This window comes from Prevotella sp. CAG:592, assembly GCF_000436015.1.
Classification (GTDB): Bacteria; Bacteroidota; Bacteroidia; order Bacteroidales; family Bacteroidaceae; genus Prevotella; species Prevotella pectinovora.
In genome coordinates, this window is sequence record NZ_FR892632.1 from 1 (window position 1) to 19030 (window position 19030).

At 47.7% G+C, this 19030-nt stretch carries 13 protein-coding genes; 12 read left to right on the forward strand and 1 reads right to left on the reverse strand.

Going from position 1 to position 19030, the window contains the following annotated elements; translation table 11 throughout:
• From QVO99_RS10135 to QVO99_RS10160, 6 genes are all read left to right on the forward strand, one after another.
• On the forward strand, nucleotides 1–605 hold a 605-nt coding region (locus QVO99_RS10135; RefSeq protein WP_288177175.1), incomplete at its 5' end, for a hypothetical protein.
• A 5-nt stretch (nucleotides 606–610) separates the two neighbouring features.
• A complete protein-coding gene (locus QVO99_RS10140; RefSeq protein WP_022317500.1) occupies nucleotides 611–2227 on the forward strand; it encodes a hypothetical protein in 1617 nt (538 codons plus the stop codon).
• An 11-nt stretch (nucleotides 2228–2238) separates the two neighbouring features.
• On the forward strand, nucleotides 2239–2946 hold the full coding sequence (locus QVO99_RS10145) for a hypothetical protein (RefSeq protein WP_022317501.1): 708 nt from the start codon (nucleotides 2239–2241) through the stop codon (nucleotides 2944–2946).
• Nucleotides 2943–3671: a S1C family serine protease gene (locus QVO99_RS10150; protein WP_022317502.1), complete on the forward strand. Its 729-nt coding sequence runs from the start codon at nucleotides 2943–2945 to the stop codon at nucleotides 3669–3671. Before QVO99_RS10145 ends, QVO99_RS10150 begins: the two co-directional genes overlap by 4 nt.
• A gap of 959 nt (nucleotides 3672–4630) precedes the next feature.
• Nucleotides 4631–6067: an ATP-binding protein gene (locus QVO99_RS10155; RefSeq protein WP_288177177.1), complete on the forward strand. Its 1437-nt coding sequence runs from the start codon at nucleotides 4631–4633 to the stop codon at nucleotides 6065–6067.
• 198 nt (nucleotides 6068–6265) lie between these two features.
• Nucleotides 6266–6505, forward strand: coding sequence for a hypothetical protein (locus QVO99_RS10160; RefSeq protein WP_022317505.1), 240 nt, complete (start codon nucleotides 6266–6268; stop codon nucleotides 6503–6505).
• 160 nt (nucleotides 6506–6665) lie between these two features.
• On the opposite strand, the gene QVO99_RS10165 is transcribed toward QVO99_RS10160, so the two are convergent.
• The gene (locus QVO99_RS10165; protein ID WP_022317506.1) at nucleotides 6666–7502 is read right to left on the reverse strand and encodes an alpha/beta hydrolase-fold protein; all 837 of its coding nucleotides are present in this window, start codon (nucleotides 7500–7502) and stop codon (nucleotides 6666–6668) included.
• Nucleotides 7503–7737: 235 nt separating this feature from the next.
• Between QVO99_RS10165 and QVO99_RS10170 the strand changes: the two genes are divergently transcribed.
• The 6 genes from QVO99_RS10170 (at nucleotide 7738) to QVO99_RS10195 (ending at nucleotide 18737) form a co-directional block, all read left to right on the forward strand.
• The gene (locus QVO99_RS10170; RefSeq protein ID WP_022317507.1) at nucleotides 7738–10896 is read left to right on the forward strand and encodes a SusC/RagA family TonB-linked outer membrane protein; all 3159 of its coding nucleotides are present in this window, start codon (nucleotides 7738–7740) and stop codon (nucleotides 10894–10896) included.
• A gap of 23 nt (nucleotides 10897–10919) precedes the next feature.
• A complete protein-coding gene (locus tag QVO99_RS10175) occupies nucleotides 10920–12791 on the forward strand; it encodes a RagB/SusD family nutrient uptake outer membrane protein (protein ID WP_022317508.1) in 1872 nt (623 codons plus the stop codon).
• Nucleotides 12792–12911: 120 nt separating this feature from the next.
• A complete protein-coding gene (locus QVO99_RS10180) occupies nucleotides 12912–13766 on the forward strand; it encodes a hypothetical protein (protein WP_022317509.1) in 855 nt (284 codons plus the stop codon).
• A gap of 43 nt (nucleotides 13767–13809) precedes the next feature.
• On the forward strand, nucleotides 13810–14238 hold the full coding sequence (locus QVO99_RS10185) for a nucleotidyltransferase domain-containing protein (RefSeq protein WP_231556887.1): 429 nt from the start codon (nucleotides 13810–13812) through the stop codon (nucleotides 14236–14238).
• A complete protein-coding gene (locus QVO99_RS10190; RefSeq protein ID WP_022317511.1) occupies nucleotides 14229–14636 on the forward strand; it encodes a HEPN domain-containing protein in 408 nt (135 codons plus the stop codon). Before QVO99_RS10185 ends, QVO99_RS10190 begins: the two co-directional genes overlap by 10 nt.
• 186 nt (nucleotides 14637–14822) lie before the next feature.
• A complete protein-coding gene (locus tag QVO99_RS10195) occupies nucleotides 14823–18737 on the forward strand; it encodes a pectinesterase family protein (protein ID WP_022317512.1) in 3915 nt (1304 codons plus the stop codon).
• Nucleotides 18738–19030 lie beyond the last annotated feature (293 nt).

Below are 19030 nucleotides of genomic sequence, written 5' to 3' on the forward strand. Positions count from 1 at the left end.
CTCTGAAAAGATCTCGTAAAGATGCTGAGAAGTCCGCTGCTAAAATTGAGTCTTTGAGCGCTGATTTGAAAGAAGCCAAAGATTATTCCCAGATGGTACTAGAAGAAAGTGATAAAAAATCTGCTCAGATAAAGAAACTAACCGAAGAAAATGAAACAAAGATATCAGAACTTCAGTTCGAGTATACCAAGGAACTTAATAGGCTAAAAGACGAGAAGGAAAAAGAAATCCAAACGCTGCACAAAGAAATAAATGATTTAAAAAAGCGAATTTCTGCTTATGAACCTTCTTTGATCGGTGATGTAGGTGACAATAAGTATTTCATTATTGAAGGTCAGATGCTCTACCAAACGCTATCTGATGACGCACCTATAATTGGTCGAGTTGGTGTTGATGGCAACGCTATCTACCAATTCAATGTAGAAAAAGGAGCTCATAAATCAATGTGTCAGAAAATAGCAGAGTTAGAGAATTTCTTTGAAATTGTAGATAGTGTTGAAATGGCTAACCATATCTCTATATGTGAATGGGGTAAGGCTAAGTACCACAATGGAACTTTGGTTCCTATAGAACCAAAGGCTAAAATAAAACTTACAAGAGAATAACAACCATGGGCATTCAATATTTTATAGTATCTGCTATTGTAATTGTCGTTTTAATATGGCAGTATAAAACATACAGAGAAAACGAGAGAAGGATTGATGATATAAAATCCCTATTCCCTTCATCCAACAACACAATTATAGATGTTGACGAAGATCAAAGGTTTACAAAGCTTGTTAATGATTCTGCAACGGGCCAATTTAAGGACACTCTTGATGATATAAATTCGTATTTGGTATATAATAAAAATAAGACCTACGATTACCATATCCTTAAAGAAATCGTCAATCGTAATTCTCAATCATTAGAGGATGAGGTCGACACTATGCTGACTGTACCTCTTTATTGGGGACTTATTGCAACCATTTTTGGTATTGCCTTTGGTATCGTAATTTTTGCATGGAAAGATTTGGCAAATCTTCTTTCAGGTTCCAACATGAATCCGGAGGGTATCAAGATACTTTTAACAGATGTCGGTATAGCAATGATTGCCAGCCTTGCTGGTGTATTCTTTACGAAGCAATCTACTGCTCATTATAATGAAGCAAGGACGGAAATGGCAAAGAACAAAAACCATTTCTTGACTTGGATTCAAACAGACTTGATGTCTAAACTGAGCGACGATATTACTGGCGCTCTTATTAAGATGACTCAGGACTTGAATGAGTTCAATAGGACTTTTGCTGATAATACCCGCGAATTAAAAGAAACACTGAGTACAGTAAAGGATAATTACGATGGGCAGGTAAAACTTCTGGAGGCTATTGACAAGATAAAGATCAATAAGATTGCCAAAGCCAATATTGAAGTTTACGATAAACTTCAGGGATGTACAGAAGAGCTTGAGAATCTTTTTGAAATTTTCGCAAATTCAGAAGAATATGTTACCAAGGTTGTTGAACTTAACAATAAGATAGGTTCTGTAGAAGAACGCACTCTGTTGTTTGAGGAACTTGGTAATTATTTCAAGAATGAAATTGAGTTTGTTCGTGACAGACAGGGAATGATGCGTCAACAAATGTCATCCATCGACTCTGTTCTTCAGGATGCATTGTCCAATCTTGGAGATAGTTTGTCTAATAGTATTGGCGATTTAACGGGTAAATTCCAGGAACAGAATCAAAGAATACAATTACTTATTGAAGAGCAGCAAAATTCTCTTGCTAAGAGCCTTGAAGAGCAGCAAAATGCCGTCAACGAAAAGATAGACTTAATAGACAATCCGTTCTCGGGACTTAAAGAAACATTCGATGAAGGTATTAAAGGCATTAAAGAAGCATTCGAAGCACAAAATACGGTTATAGCGGAAGCTCTCTCATCACAGAAAGTTGCATTAGAGAAGGCTCTTGAAGATCAGCAGCAAGCTATTATAAAGAAACTACAAGAAACTCCAGGGCAGTTGCAAGCTCTCTCAGAACTCTCAAAGACACTTGACAAGTTAAATAAAACGCTGACTAATCCGTCTTTGATGACTTTGAACTCCTCCGTATCAGATGGTAAAGAAACCGCGCCCAAAAAGAAAGGAATGTTTGCCTTCATTAAACGAATTTACCTGCCAATTTGTGCTTGCGGTTCATTCGTTTCACTTCTTATTTTATTGATTTTAAGACTCTTTGGGCTCTAATATAATCTATCATGGCTACAAACAATAAAAAAGCTCTTTTTTGGACAAGTTATTCAGACTTGATGACTAGTCTGTTTTTCGCAGTATTGGTTCTCTTTGTTGTTGTCGTTGTCGCAATGGGTACTGTAAATCGTCAAGTACAAGAGGCTAAAGAAAAATTAGAAAAGGCTCTGGAGGATGCTAATGCAACTAATGAACAACTTAACCAAATACTACGGCTTCAAGATCAGTTCAATACTTTGACTGCATCTTCGTCATTAAAATATGATGAACAAAAGAGAATGTTTTATGCTAAAGATTTTGTTGGGATTGAGATTTTCAAACCCAATGAAGCTGTAATAAAGGATGAATATCTTGAAACTGTTAATAAAGTCGGAGCTGACATAAAAAAACTTATAGATACACTAAAAGTGCACAACAGGGATTTTAAGTATCAACTAGTCATAGAGGGTACCGCTGCCATCCCTTACAAAGAACTTAGAGCAGGAACATTCAACCCAGACAATATGGGGATGTATGAATTGAGTTATCGTAGAGCCCTGGCTTTATACAACAAATGGAAAGGTTTGAATTTTAGAGAGAGTAATACTGAAATAATAATTGCAGGTAGTGGATTCAATGGGGTTAACAGAGACAATATTGTCGAAGATAATAATAAACGCTTTATTATACAAATAATTCCCAAAATTGAGAAACCAGCAGGAAACAAACAAAAATGAAAAGGAACTTTTTTCTATTGATAGTTATGATTTGTTGTTCAACCTTTGTTGGATGCAGGAAGGCTATTAACAGGGGTAGAGCAGATTGTTTACGAACCGAAAAAACAAACAGGGAAAGCCCCCGTAATATAAGGGAGAGGGCTGACCGCATAAAGAGAAGTAATACCCCTCTTTCTGGTTCGGAAATATTTAAGCGTTATAGCAATGCCGTTTTTATGATATTTACTACTGATGGTAATAATGTTTATCAAGGCTCTGGCTTCTTTATCGGGGATGATGGGCTGGCTGTTAGTAATTACCATGTGTTCAAAGGAACAACAATTGGCGATGAGGCCATAAAAATGCCTGGTGATGATACTGCATATAAAGTTACAGATATTTATCAGCGAAGTGAAGAAGAGGATTTTATCCTTTTCCGTGTGGATTATAATAATTCAAGTTCTATACCTATAGCTGATAAGAAACCACAAATAGGTGATAAGGTCTTCGCAATAGGCAGTCCACAAGGTCTTGAAAACACCTTCTCCTCTGGCGAGGTGTCTCAATGGCGTGGTGAGAATCTTATGCAAATCAGTGCGTTGATTGATCATGGCAGTAGTGGTGGCGCATTAATTAACGAATATGGTGAGGTCGTTGGAATAACATCTGGAAGCTTTGCTGATGGCTCGCAGGCTAATCTCAATTATGCATGGAGTATAGATGCAATTAAACCATATGTTAAATAGTAAAGAGAAAGATGTATGATACATTCAGTATTTCAGGTTGTTCTTGGCTATCTTTTGTGGAAGAAATTCCCATCTTGGTTGAGGCTGAATAACTCTAAAACTATTGATCATTATATTATTGTAGCGTTGTCATTAGTTGGCATAGTGATGATTCTTTCGGGTGGATTTCGTTTGTTGGAACTTCTGATACGATGGTAAAGGCTATAGTGTTAAGTCTGATTTTGGCATTCTTTGTCTCATGTATCTCTGAGTCTGTTTTTATATGTACTGGTACAACTGCTGAGGTTTATCATAAGAGCGACAATTGCCGAGGCCTGAACAGATGTGGTGGTGATGTAAAGCGGATATCTTTGAAAAAAGCAGAAGAGCTGCATCGTAGACCATGTAGGATTTGTTTTGACGACTAGGATTAATGAAAAACGGCGGATATCCACCCGCCCAAAGTGGGGATGTCCGTTCGCTTTCTTTTCTCTGTAGTCCAATGGCGAAGTAAAATTGAAAGCCAATAGAATGACCTCCTGTAAGGTCAAGTCCTTTCAAGAAGTCGCCTTGGTGTCTGTCGCAATAGCGGTGGTTCTTCAGCATACCGTCCTTTTCAATATCTTCCTTGGAGATGCTTCTGTTGGACACAGAACAGTTAAATATGAGATACCACTCGATTGTAATTGGTCCAGTACTCCTCAGTTCTTCTGTTTGTAAAATAAGCCTGTTTAAATAGGCTTATTCTGCAAACGGGTGTTTAAGTGTTGATAATCAGGTAGTTGGAGGTGTAATTTAATTCTGGGAGGCACGGATTTGGGGCTCTTTGCTTCTTATTATGCATTGAAAAAGGGCTGAAAGGGCTGATTTTGCAAAATAAGCTTGTTTTTATGAGCTTATTTCTACAAAATTTGCAGATTAAGAGAAAATAGGCTATATTTGTAGCCTAAAATGCGATTGTTATGGAGTATACGGCAATTTTGGAGAAGCAGATATTGGGGAGATTGAAAGTTGACAATCCCTGGTGGACAGAAGGAAAGGTTCCATCTTTTTATGGAAAGATGAGTCCCAGACTATATCTTGATATCTTTTATCCCTTGGTGAAGGATGTCGACATTCAACGTGCTATTATATTGATGGGACCTCGGCGAGTAGGCAAGACCGTGATGATCTATCATTCGATAAAAAAGCTGATAGACGAAGGGGTCTCACCGCAGAATATCATTTATGTGTCGGTGGAAACTCCGATATATAACAATATTCTTTTGGAGCAATTGTTTAATCTGGCATGTCAGATTCTTGGCAAGGAGAAGGGCAAGGAGCAGTTTTATGTCTTTTTTGACGAGATACAATATTTGAAAGACTGGGAGATAAATCTTAAGTCTTTGGTGGATACATACCACAATGTGAAATTTGTGGCATCTGGTTCTGCAGCTGCAGCACTCAAGAAGAGCAGCAATGAGAGCGGAGCCGGGAGGTTTACTGATTTCAATCTGCCGCCATTGCTTTTCTTTGAGTATATCCATCTGCGCGGCTATGATATTATTATGCGTGAATCCAAAGTGGAGTGGGGCGGCATAGAGAGTTCTGTATATGATTCCATTGACATGGGCCAATTGAATGAACTTTTTCTGGATTATATCAATTTCGGAGGTTATCCAGAGGTGGCTTTCTCAGCTCGTATTCAGAAAGATCCCAGCCAGTTTGTGCGTCATGACATTGTTGACAAGGTCTTGTTGCGCGATTTGCCGAGTCTTTACGGTATTTCCGATGTGCAGGAACTTAATTCCTTGTTTACTATGATAGCTTATCATAGTGGGATGGAGTTCTCGTATGATGGAATGTCGAAAGAATCAGGGGTTAAGAAGGAAACCATTCGTAGGTATATACAATATCTGGAGGCTGCTTTCTTGATAAAAGTGGTGAATAAGACCGATGATACGGCAAGGAGGTTCCAGCGCCAGACCACGTTCAAGATTTATCTGACGAACCCCTCTTTGAGGTGTGCTTTATTTGAGCCGGTGAAGATGACAGATGGAAATATCGGTGACATGATAGAGACGGCTGTTTATTCACAGTGGATACCGCGCGATGAGCGTATCGCATATGCAAACTGGAAAATAGGCCGCACTCAGGGAGAGGTGGATCTGGTAGGTATTAATGATGCCTTGCAGAAGCCAAGTTGGGCGGTGGAAGTGAAATGGACTGACCATTTCTTCGACAGACCCTCAGAATTGTCTTCGTTGAAGTATTTCATGGAAAAGAATCATTTGTCTCAGGCCTTGGTCACAACTATAGGGCAGAGAGGCAGGAAGGATATGGATTTCGGCACACTGCATTTTATTCCGTCAGCCTGCTATGCCTATACTGTTGGTGAAAACACTTTGCGACAGGCGAAGAGAAGCTTTGGCTTGTGATATCCGTTAATGAGATTGGCGTGCTGCTAATCTGAAAATCCCCCAAAATCCAGTCAAGCTCTGATGAACGATTCTGGGGCGAACGGGAGGAATAAGGATTATGTTCTAAATTGCCAAAATTCAAGCAGGCTCTGATGGCAGATTCGGAATGAACAGGACAAACTGGGATTATAAAAACAATAATAACAAGATAGAAATATGACAAAGAAAAGCCTTCTTATCAAAGACACTACGGTGGATGAACGAATGGCAATCGTGAAGGAGTCGCTTAACTTCTGCGACGGTGATTGCGATGGAGTGGATATGGATGACATGTATGACGACTATATCTTCGGTCGTCGTGAACTTGCCGATATCAATCTGGAATTCAGTCGGAAACATGCCGGTGAGGTGGTGCCAAACCGTCCTTCGGCACCTCGCGGCTGCATGGGACGGTAACCATTTGCATTGGCATGAAAAAACGGATTGTCTGGAGCGTTGTTGGCTTCGGACAATCCGTTTTTTTGTTTCAATTAAGGCTTTGGGGCTGAACTTCAATCGGTCATCAAGATTTGTTTTGCTAAACTCCACCTCGCCCATCAACCCGATTCAGACAGAATCACTTTATAGTCGTTTCATACACCGTTTCGGGGTCAGCCTTGCCGAAGTCCATGTCGCGGTAGGCTTTGGGGAGGTCGGACATGTCGAGGGTTATCTCCTTGTTTACGGGGCGGTCGGGGTCGAGCAGGGAGTGGGAGAAGAGCCAGTCGTAGGTCTTGCGCATATAGAAGAAGCGTGCCGGAGCACCGTGGTTGGCGCCCTGCAGCCAGGTGTAGCGCAGACGGGAGTCGTTGCCGGACATCTCGAGGTCGTTGACCACCGATTTAGACTGGCTTATGGATACCGCCCTGTCGGCAGTGCCGTGGATTATCCAGAGGGGCAGCCTGCCGAGCGGCGTGCGGTCTTTCTTCGAACAGCCGCCACACATAGCCAGAGCCGCCGCCACTTTGTCGGGATATGTGCAGGCGAAGTCGAGGGTGCCATATCCGCCGAGACTCATTCCGATGACATACACACGGGTGGAGTCGCAGGCATAGTTCTGTTTCGTCCATTCCAGCACGTCGTTTATCTTCTTCGGGTTCCACGCTCCGCCGGGGTTTTGCGGCACCACCACCAGAGCGTCTACCTGCCTGCCCTTCACTATGGCGTCGAGCGGTCCGTAGCGTCTAACCCTGTTCAGGTCTCTTCCGCAGAGGCTCTGTCCGTGCAGGAATATTATCACCGGAGTCTCGTTGAGAGTGTAGTAATATTCCGTTGGGGTGTAAACCCAGAAGTTGTAGCCACCGGGTATGGCGTCTTTCACGGGGCGTATGAAGTCGTATTGGGCTTTAGTCTGTAATGATGCCGACAGGATGAGCGTCAGCACGAAAATGATTCTCCTTATTATATTTGGCATGTCTTTATGTTTTGTTCTAAGAGAAAACGCAGATGAGTAGTGGTTTATTGTGTAGGGAGGGGTGTAATGTGGTGTCGTTATTGGAATTTTGGGTAGGAAACGCAAGATGCAAGTAGAAAATAATGACCGGTTTATGTTAAAAACAAAAGAATTTTTATTAATAATGGTTACAAACACCTTGTCTGTCCGTTTCTCAACTATAAGGAAGAATACAATTATTTTAAAATCTATTTTTATGAAGACAAGAAAGATGTATAATTCAAGTGCCAACTTGAAAAAGATGTCCATCACGCTTGCTCTGTCCTCTGCAATGCTTTGTCCTGTGGCAGCCAATGCCGCAGGCAACGGAAACGTTGCCCCTTCTCCACAAGCTGTTCAGCAAAGTGGGGTAGTGAAAGGTAATATCGTTGACGAGACAGGACTGCCAATGATTGGTGTTACCGTTATCCCTATGGGACAGACAAAGAACGGTACTGTTACAGACCTCGACGGTAATTTCACCTTGAACAACGTTTCGGGAAAGGTGACTCTTGAAATTTCATACGTTGGATACAAGACCCAGAAGGTGCAGGCTACCGTCGGCACCCCATTGTCGCTCAAGATGGTTCCCGAGTCAAACCAGCTCGACGACGTTGTCGTTATCGGTTTCGGTACCGTTAAGAAGCGCGACCTCACCGGTTCGGTAGCCTCAGTGAAGTCAGACGTCATCCTTCAGACCCCTACCACCAGTGTTGCTTCAGCCATGCAGGGCCGTATCTCAGGTCTCGACATCAACGGCAGCGAACTCCGCATCCGTGGTAACCGTTCAATCAGCGGCGGCAACTCTCCGCTTGTGATCATCGACGGTGTGCAGGGCGGCAGCATGAGCGACCTCAACCCTAACGACATCGAGTCTATCGACGTGTTGAAAGACGCCTCCTCAACAGCCATCTACGGTTCGCAGGGAGCCAACGGTGTAATCATCATCACCACCAAGAAGCCGGAAGCCGGCAAGATGTCAGTGTCTTACGACGGTTACGTCACGGCAGCCTTCCGTCCCGACCGCGCCGACTACCGTTCGCCAAGCGACTACTACAACACCCGTCGTCTGGCAGCGCAGAACGCCGGACTCTGGAGCAGCGAGGCCGACGACCAGTCGCTCTTCTCAAGCAACGAGGCATACGCAGCCTATAAGGCAGGCGCATGGACAAACTATGAAGACCTCATGCAGAAGAAGACCACATGGAGCACCAAGCACACCGTGACCCTCTCAGGAGGAACAGAGAAGACGGCAGCCCGTTTCTCAGTGGGCTATGCCAACGACGGCGACAAGTGGAAGAAGAGCGGCGGTACCGACCGTTACACCCTGCGTGCCAACATCGACCACAACTTCCACAAGTGGATCAGTGCAGGAGTGACATTCCAGCTTGCCCATACCCGTTCAGAGTATTCACCATACATGAAGGCAAAGAACACCGGTCTTGAGCTGGGTTCACCTTATGGTGTATACAACAATGAAACCGGCGAGTACAGCATCGGCAACGAACTCGTGACATATCCGCTGGCAGCCGACGACTATGTTAACCCGCTGATCGACCGTATTGACGGCGACAGATACAAGAAAGAGACCTACGCTACAAACGTAGTGGCAAACGGATACTTGGATATCCACCCGATTGAAGGCCTCTCATTGCGCTCGACACTCAACACCCACATCACCAACTCCTCTTCAGGCGACTTCATTGCCGAGAACCACTCTACGCTTATCGAGAGCGGCAAGACAAGAAGCCAGTCTAACATGTCGAAGGGTTCTTCTACATACGTGGAGTGGAACAACGTGTTGACATACAACTTCAAGAAGCTCCTTCCGGAAGACCATCACCTCTCACTGACATTCCTCACCACATGGGGAAAGAAGGTAGCCGACAATCTGAGCGCTACATCCAATGGCCAGACACTGGCAAGCAACCTGTGGTGGAACATGGGCAGCAACGACGGCGGTGAGGGCGCACTCTCACACTCAAGCTATTATCAGCAGGCACAGAACTTCTCTTATGCCGGCCGTGTGATGTACGACTGGAAAGGCCGTTACCTCTTCCAGGCATCCCTCCGTCGTGACGGTTCTTCAAAGCTTGCCCCTGGTCATCAGTGGGAGTGGTTCCCATCAGCAGCCTTTGCATGGCGTATCTCCGACGAGCCTTGGATGAAGCAGACCAAGTCATGGCTCGACGATTTGAAGCTCCGTGCCACATACGGTGTGTCAGGTAGCCAGAGTGTAAACGCATACGCTACATGGAGCGGTGTTACCTTCGCCGACTGGAGCTTCGGATTCCAGGACACACAGGCAAACCGCTACTTGCTCGGTGTGGTTGACAACGGTTACTACAAGATTGCCAACAAGACCACGAAGTGGGAGCGTTCAGCATCCTTCGACCTCGGTTTCGACGCAGTGCTCCTCAACAGCCGCTTGAACATCACCTTCGACTGGTATTCACAGAAGACCACCGACCTCCTTCTGCAGCGCTCACTGCCTACATCAGCAGGACAGGACGGTAAGTATGCCACTATGGTGAACATCGGTTCAGTGAAGAACCACGGTGTGGAATTCTCTATCAACAGCCGCAACATCGTGACAAAGGACTTCACATGGGGTTCTACACTCACATTCTCAGCCAACCGCGAGAAGATCGACGAGCTCTACGACAATCTGAAGGAACTGCAGACAGGTACACAGAAGGAGACACAGACCTATATGGTAGGTCATCCTATCCACTCATACAAGACATTCAAGTATCTCGGCATCTGGACTACCGACGAGGTGAACGCCTGGACCGACGAGACAGCATACTACAAAGACGCAGCCAAGACACAGCGCTTCCAGGCTGGTGACATCAAGGTTGCCGACCTCGACGGCGACCACGTGATCGACCAGAACAAGGATATCGCTTATGTAGGTTCCACATCACCGGACTGGTTTGCTGGATTCAACAACGACTTCCGCTACAAGAACTGGGACCTCTCAATCTATTTCTATGCTCGCTGGGGACAGTGGGGCGAGAGCAAGGTGGCAAACTACGACCCTTCTACCGGTGGCATCTACTCTAACTTCGACTACTGGGTGGCAGGCACAAACGAGGGCGGCTCTCTGCCGGCACTCTACAAGGGCCGCAAGCTCTTCGACTACGTTGGCTACCAGAGCCTCTCTTACTGCGACAACTCATTCATCAAGCTGAAGAGAATCTCGCTCGGCTACACATTGCCACGCACAGCATTGAAGGCAATGGGCGTAAACAACGTGCGCATCTATGCCACAATCAACGATCCTCTCTACTTCGTGAAGAATGACTGGCAGAAGCACTTCGATCCAGAGGGCAACCAGCGCAGCGTAACCGTTGGTCTTAACGTAAACTTCTAATCACCGTCAATAAAGGAAACAAAATGAAGAATTTCAATAAATATATTATCGCGGCACTGCTCGGTGGAACGACGATGGGATTCACCTCATGCTCGCTCGACGAATATAATCCAAGCAATGAGGGTGCCGACGCGGTCTTCGTTACCGAGAAAGGTATGGAGAACCTCGTGAACCAGATGTATTACAACTTCCGTTGGAAATTCTACGGACGTGAGGACCCTTGCCTCTATATGGAGGGATCGGCCGACATCTGGCAGAATATCGGATCAAACTACGACTACGGTAAGCAGCTCACACGCTGCGTAGACCTGCAGGGCGACCGCGGACAGTTTGCCAACGTGTGGAACCGTGTCTACGACAACATCAACGTCTGCAACACCATCATCGGCAGGCTCGACGACTGCAAGGAACTGTCGGCAGACAAGAGAAGCGACTTCGAGGGCGAGGCAAAGTTCATGCGCTCCTACTGCTACTGGTGGCTCACTGAGTTCTTCGGCGACATAGAGCTCAAGACCAAGGAAACCAAGGACCCGGTGTTCACAGCCAAGCGCACCGACCGCAAGACAATCTACGACGAAGTGATCATCCCCGATGCCAAGTTCGCTGCAGAGAACCTGCCTGTCACTCCTTATGAGGGCAACGTAGGCCGTTCTACCAAGAAGGCAGCCAAGGCACTCCTCGCACGTGTTCTTCTGACCCGTGCACAGTATGAGGAGGCAGGAAGCGACGCTCAGAAGGCTTTCTATCAGCAGGCCCTCGATGCAGCCCTCGATGTGATAAACAACAAGGCAGCTCTCGGAATCAGAATCTATGACACTTACGACGAGATATGGCAGGCAAAGAACAACAAGACGAACACCGAGTATCTGTGGGTGGCTACGTTCTCATCAGTATCTTCACTGAATGCCGACTCCAAGCCAAACCGTCTGCACTCATACTTCTCTCCGAAGCTCGTGGGCAACGCCGGTATCCAGAACACACAGACATCGTTCGACTATCCGGCAGAGTCAACACTCCTCATGCCTACATATTATTTCATGAACCTCTGGGAGGATTGGGACGCTCGCTACGATGCCGACTTCCAGGAAGCCTTCATGAACCCGTCGAAGTATCCTTACAAGTGGAAAGAGGCTGAGGCCAACAAGTATAACCAGCCAGAGCTCAAGGACAAGAAATCAGCAGTGAACGACACTCTGCTCTATTTCACCCGCAAGCACATCAGCGACGAGACAAGCCGCAACTATGCCACTGTAGACATCGACGAGCTGTACGACACAGGCAACGTGAACGCTTATGGCGGCGCTCCTCTGCGCAACTACAAGACCGATGCTTCCAACTACGACTCCAAGACTTCGCAGTATATCGCCGCTTCATTCCCACGCTTCAGAAAATACCGTATCTGGGATGGTGATGAGAACGGAACTATTCTTCTTATGGACCAGAAGGCAAACCAGAAGGCAAGCCATGCCGACGTGCCGATAATGCGCTATGCCGAGATGCCTCTCATCGCTGCCGAGTGCTATATCGCCCTTGGCAATCCAGGTGCCGCTGCCGACATGATCAACAACGAGATCCGTACGGCACGTGTAGTGAAGGCTGGCCACAGCCTGAGCGAGGCACAGGTGAATGCGTCACAGATGACCATCGACTGGATTATGGATGAGCGTGCCCGTGAGCTTTGCGGCGAGTGGCTGCGCTGGTTCGACATCAAGCGTGTTTACTCTCCACAGGGCAAGTTCGCTTCCACCATCATCGGCCGCAACCCGAGTATGACAAAAGACGACTGCATGCAGGAGTATCATGCCCTACGCCCGATTCCAAACACATTCCTCGACAAGCTCGAGAATGCGTCAGAGTTCGGTCAGAACCCTGGATACAATCCATATACGAAATAATGGCTGACGAGGAATTCCTCGTTGAATAGTAAAAAAAAGCGGAGTGTCATGGTTACAATACCATTGGCACTACGTCTTTTATTTAAATATAAACAAAGGACTATTTAAAAATTAAAGATTATGAAGAAAATTCTACTTTCAGCAATCGCCCTTATGGGTATGGTTTCAGCCAGCGCACAGGAGGCTACAACTCCTTACATCCTTTCTCAGGTTGAGGCAAACACTTATGCCGTTACGATGACAAACGATGAGATCACTGCCGCTTTCGATGCACAGTGGGTTGCAGACGCTTGGAATATCGGTGCCGCTCTTCCGGCAGGAACAGTGATGTTTGAGAACGACGACCTCGTCATCACAGCTGCCGTTGACAAGACTCCAGTATATACCGCAAACGGAAAGCTCTCTCAGATCAAGAAGGAGAATCCTGGTTATACTGGTTATGTTAATGCCGGTTCTACATTGGCTCAGAACAACTGGGAAGAAGGCATTACCATCCAGGACATTGCAGAGGTTAAGGCAAGCAACCATGGTATCGTTGCCGTTACACCTAAGAAGGCAGGTGTGTTGAGCTTCGGTGTTTATGCCGGCAACAACAGCCGTGAGATCGGTATCTACAAGCTCGCTACCGATGACGAGAAGGCAGAAGGCGAGTTCGGAGCAATGATCGCAACGAACAACTTCCGCAACGATGGTGAGAACGGAACCGTTGAGAACGCTCCTGCTTTCGTTGAGGCTCAGGTAGAGGCTGGCCGTCAGTATGCTTTGATGGCCGGTGGCAACAAGAACCTCTGCTTGCACCAGATCAAGTTCGTTGCCCAGGGTGGTAGCGTAGACGGCATCAGCTCGGCAGAGACTACAACAGTAAAGAACATCACTGCCATCTACACACTGGCTGGCGCACAGGTGAGCAGCTTGCAGGACGGAGTGAACATCGTGAAGTATAGCGACGGCACATCAGCAAAGATCGTTAAGTAACAATCTCTCAATATGGACAACGTCCACACCGATTAGCGTATCGATGAAAAAACAACTCCCGTCAGGCATTTCGTCAGGCGGGAGTTTTTTTCGTCCTTCCTTTGAACTTGTCAGGGAAAATGCTATATTTGCAAAAAATACTTGGTTTATGACGAACGATGGTATAACGATACAAATGATTAGGGAAACGGCAAGTAAGATACTTCCCGTTGATGCCCGTGTAGTCCTTTTTGGGTCACGTGCAAGAAATACCGCACGTGAAGATTCCGACTGGGACTTGCTGATTATATTGAATAAAGACCGTCGCAGCGTGTCTGATATAGAAAAGTATGCATGCCCATTCATGGAATTGGGCTATGAGAACAATGAGGAGATAAATCCTGTCGTTTATACCCAAAAAGAATGGGATGAGCGTAAGTTGACTATGTTTCACCATAATGTAGAAAGAGAGGGCGTAGATTTATGGCATTAGATATAGAGTCTCAGAAAGAAATTGTCAAATATAGAGTAGAAAAGGCAGAAAAGACATTGATTGAGGCAAAAGATTGTGCAGCTTGTGGTCATTGGACATTAGCTGCAAATCGTTTGTATTATGCATTGTATTATGTCGGAAATGCTTTGTTGGTAGACAAGGGAATGTATGTAAAGACCCATGCAGGCATGATAGCAAAGATTAATGAGCATTTTGTCAGGACAGGTATCCTTACAAGAGAAGATGGTCGTACGATATCGATTCTTCAGAATATGCGTCATTCGGGTGATTATGACGATTGTTTTGAATGGGAAGAAGAGGACGTAAAGCCTTTTTTCGAAAAAACAAGGCTTCTTATAGACAAAATCAAAGGACTGCTGACATGCGTTCGGTATTGATATGATTAAAGAATGCTTGTGAAAGGCGTAAATATAGAAAAGGCAATTTAAAGGTTAAAGCGACATATTCAAAGGGTGTGTCGTAATATACGGCAGCCTGAAAACTGCCAAAGAAGGATATTTTAATATATTCATCTCCCCCTCCGGAGACCCGAATCTCAACAAAACTACTATAAACAAAACGATATGCTAAAGAAAATCAGAAATGCCGGTATCACCGCTTTGGCGCTATTGGCGTTGCAGCCAGCCTATGCTACCATCGAGGGCAGTCTCGACCCCACGTCGGTAGTGGCGCAATGGAGCAACTCATCAACCTATCCGAAAGTCATCGACATCAATTTCAGCGACGCTACATGGCCCGACACCTGGAAGGGAGAGACAGGAGTAGACTGTCCCGACTTTGCCAAGGGCGGTTATGTCAATGCCGTGCTGAAAGTGGGAGCCAACGGCGGCACAGCCGTGCAGTATCCTGTGCTCTTCCACAACTGCACTTTCGCCACCAAGAAGTCATACAACGGTTTCGCCGGTGCCACGGCAGCCTTCTGCCGACAGTATTACCTCGGTCAGAACAAGACCGGCAACAGCACCGCCACATTCAACGACTGGACCGTTGCCGGTCACACGCTCCATCTCGAAGACAACATCACATACGACGCCTCCGGCAACCCCAACTATGGCGAGGCAGGCTTCGTCCAGATGTGTCGCGACGCAGCTATCACAGATGCCGCCGGCAACAAGGTGTCGCAGCACGGATGGATAGAGATAGACCATATACCATACGTAGACCGTGTGCAGTGGTCGTGGTCGTCAACCTCCTGGGGCCGTGGCATAAAATGCGACTATAAGATTGGCGACGGCGAATGGAAACCGCTCGTATGGATGGGGTCAGAGAAACACAAGATGGGATGGACCGTCTTCTCCGACCAGGGCTATTTCATGGAGAACGTCATCAACGCCTCCGACGTGTCGCTCCGCTGGAGAGTGTGGGACGGCGAAGACCTCAAGAATCCCGTGCAGGTGGATGCCGACGGCAAATGTCCTTTCACCACCTCGCTCAACCCCTACGCCCAGATGCAGGCACCACGCGTACACAAGATACAGATTTTCGGTAGTGAGATAACCGCCGAACAGGCACAGTATGCCACAGACCATCCCGTATCTGACGTAGGCACCCTCTCCGACCTCGGCGGAGGCAGCGGTGAAGACGGTGAGACCGTCGCTCCCGACGACAATGCCGCCGTGGTGATATCCACCGTGGCACAAGACGGCACCGGCGACTACACCAAGATACAGGATGCCATCAATGCCATTCCCGAAGGTTCGCGTGGCATCATATACATCCGTCCGGGAGTGTATGAGGAGAACGTCTATGCCGGAAGGAAGAGCACGAAGAACAAATACTTCTCTCTCATCGGCGAAGACAAGCAGACCACCATCCTCACCTCTGGCGTAAGCCGCGGAAAAGGCAATGAGGACAATACCTACAACGACTGCGCCGCCCTCAACGTCTATGCCAGCCGCTTCTATGCCGAAAACCTCACCATCCGCAACACCAGCGGCAATGTGGGACAGGCAGAGGCACTCTTCACCAACGGCGACGCCCATATCTTCAACAACTGCATCCTCAGCGGCTATCAGGACACCTATAAGGCAAATGTGGGAGCACGCGGCTATTTCACCAACTGCACCATAGAAGGCGCCACCGACTTCGTCTACGACGGAGGAATGGAATGGTTTGACAGTTGCCGTATCCACCTCCTCAAGGGAGGCGGCTATATCACGGCACCTGCCGAGAGCGGCATGCCGATGACCAAGGTGATGTATCCCGAGCTCAGTGCCGACAAGTTCTATCCCGGTCTCTTCTTCCGCAACTGCACGGTGACGGCAGCCGATGGCGTTGCCGACGGCGCATACTATCTCGGCAGACCATGGAAGGAAACCTGCGGAGCGATGTTCATCGACTGCAAACTCCCCAAGGCTATCAACGCCAAGGGATGGAAAGACTGGAGCGGCTCTGAAAACAAGGCATCGCTATACGAATACAAGAGCATCGATGCCGCTACGGGCAGTCTTGCCGACGTGTCGTCGCGTGCCAGCTTCTCACATCAGGCAACGGATGCCGAGGTGGAGGCATATATGAACCCTAAGTTCCTCTTTGCGAAATACAAGGATGAACCGTTCGACTACGAGAAGATTCTCCGTGGTGCGGCAGCGCCGATGAACTTTGTCGTGACCCCTAACGAGATCTCATGGGAGAGCGACGACAACGCTGCCGGATATATTATATATAAGGATGGCGCCTTCCTTCGTTTCACCACCGACCGCTCCCTCACCAAGGATGCTGCCGATGATGCCAGATACAGTGTGGCGTCGGTATCCAGGAAGGGAGTCGTGTCAAAGGCGGTCCTCGCTTCCGATGCTCTCCGCATTACGGCATTCCCTACGGCAGAAGGATTCGGGAAATATGCCACAGGAGGCCGTGGCGGTAGGGTGGTGAAGGTCACTTCGCTTGCCGACGACGGTTCGGAGGGTACCCTGCGCTGGGCGTTCCAGCAGTATCCCGGCGAACCTCTCACCATCGTGTTCGCCGTGAGCGGCGACATCCGTCTTGCCGACCAGCTCCGCATAAACCGTGCCGACTGGACACTCGCCGGACAGACAGCACCGGGCGACGGCATCGTCATCACCCACAACAAGATAAACTTGGGCGGATCGCAGAACTTCATCATCCGCAACGTGCGTTTCCGCTGCGGACAGAAGGATGTGAACGGACAGATTCTGCAGGACCAGGCACTCGGCGTGGAAAACTGCAACAACTACATCTTTGACCACTGCGTGGTGGGATGGTCGATGGAAGAGAACATGAACACCCAGGACTGCCACTTCCTCACCGTGCAGAACACCATCGTTCATGAAGGCCTCTACAATGCCGGCCACAAGAAGGGCAAACGAGGCTACGGCACCCAGTGGGGCGGTTCGCCGGCGTCTTATTATCGCAACCTGCTTGCCGACAACAAGTCGCGCTCGCCGCGTATCAACGGTGCCAGAGGCGAGGATTATGTTGTCTTCCTTGAGTATATAAACAATGTGAACTACAACTTCGGCGGCAACGGCGGATGCTACGGCGGCGAGAACACCGCCGACATAACATCATACAACGGTATGAACTCAGCCCACGAATGCAACTTCATCGGCAACTACTACAAGCCGGGACCTGCATCCAACAAGTCGGGTGTCGTGCTTGTCACTTCCAGCTACGCCCGAAGTGGCGCCACCTCCTGGGGACCGGCAAAATGGTATGTCAACGGCAACGTGATAGAGGGCGACGCCAACCGCACCGCCGACAACTGGAAGGCGATGAGTGCCGAGCATTATTCGCTCTCCGACATCAGAGTGGATGAGCGCATCGTGCCGGAGCACAACTACTACAAGTATTCAAAGGCGGGCAACGTGGGCACCTACGACCCTGAGATGTATATGATATACAATGTGGAGAGTGGCGAACAGGCCTATCAGACCGTTCTCCGCACTGCCGGCACCATCCGTCGCGACGCCGTAGAGAAGCGTGTCGTTGAGGAGGCAACCACGGGAGTGAACCTCTACGGCGGTGCCACCTATGGCGCCAAGAAGGGAATCATCGACACCGAGGCTGATTGTGAAGGCTTCATACAGTATGCCACCGACTACACTGTGCCGACAGACACCGATGGCGACGGCATTCCCGACGACTGGGAGCGCCAGCATGGTCTCAATCCTGAAGTGGCAGACCAGAATATGGTCAATGCCCAGGGATACACGGCGCTTGAGGTATATCTCAACAGTCTGATGGGTGAGCAGCAGTCTTCTGAATTCCATGTCAACGCCATCCACTCCCTCCAGGCAGCTCCGCTTGTGGCATACGACCGCACTACCGCCACTCTGCGTGTCAGCCAGAATGCCGTGGGTGCAGTCCTCAAGGTGTATAACACCGCCGGACGCCTCCTTTCATCCCGACAGATCACGTCGGCCCTTACTTCCCTCTCCGATGTCAAGGCTCCCGTCTTCCTCGTCCGCATCGAGGGCAGCAAGGTGGCGCCACGTGTCATCAAGGTGGTGAAATAAGCTGATGTATCCAAAAAAAAGAATATCGCTCAAGTCTTTTTCTTGGGCGATATTTTTTTTCCCATGCATTGGCAGAAGCCTGAAAGCAGGAATACGGATATTATAATATGCCATTATTGGGCAGCTGTCTGTCGTCAATTCTGCCCATCCGGGGTAAGCACCGTGCTCATGTTGGGTAAGCAGCGTACCCAAGTTGGGCAAGCATCGTGCCCATTTTTTGGTTAAAAGCCAGACAAAATCCAATCTTCTAAAAGACAAAATCCACGCAAGCCCTAATGACCTCTAAGTTTGCA

What these genes read in the sequence shown, in the direction of transcription:
- QVO99_RS10140 (WP_022317500.1), top strand. Translation starts at nt 611, where the DNA reads ATGGGCATTCAATATTTTATAGTATCTGCTATTGTAATTGTCGTTTTA.
- QVO99_RS10145 (WP_022317501.1), top strand. Translation starts at nt 2,239, where the DNA reads ATGGCTACAAACAATAAAAAAGCTCTTTTTTGGACAAGTTATTCAGAC.
- QVO99_RS10150 (WP_022317502.1), top strand. Translation starts at nt 2,943, where the DNA reads ATGAAAAGGAACTTTTTTCTATTGATAGTTATGATTTGTTGTTCAACC.
- QVO99_RS10160 (WP_022317505.1), top strand. Translation starts at nt 6,266, where the DNA reads ATGACAAAGAAAAGCCTTCTTATCAAAGACACTACGGTGGATGAACGA.
- QVO99_RS10165 (WP_022317506.1), bottom strand. Translation starts at nt 7,502, where the DNA reads ATGCCAAATATAATAAGGAGAATCATTTTCGTGCTGACGCTCATCCTG.
- QVO99_RS10170 (WP_022317507.1), top strand. Translation starts at nt 7,738, where the DNA reads ATGAAGACAAGAAAGATGTATAATTCAAGTGCCAACTTGAAAAAGATG.
- QVO99_RS10175 (WP_022317508.1), top strand. Translation starts at nt 10,920, where the DNA reads ATGAAGAATTTCAATAAATATATTATCGCGGCACTGCTCGGTGGAACG.
- QVO99_RS10180 (WP_022317509.1), top strand. Translation starts at nt 12,912, where the DNA reads ATGAAGAAAATTCTACTTTCAGCAATCGCCCTTATGGGTATGGTTTCA.
- QVO99_RS10185 (WP_231556887.1), top strand. Translation starts at nt 13,810, where the DNA reads ATGAAAAAACAACTCCCGTCAGGCATTTCGTCAGGCGGGAGTTTTTTT.
- QVO99_RS10190 (WP_022317511.1), top strand. Translation starts at nt 14,229, where the DNA reads ATGGCATTAGATATAGAGTCTCAGAAAGAAATTGTCAAATATAGAGTA.
- QVO99_RS10195 (WP_022317512.1), top strand. Translation starts at nt 14,823, where the DNA reads ATGCTAAAGAAAATCAGAAATGCCGGTATCACCGCTTTGGCGCTATTG.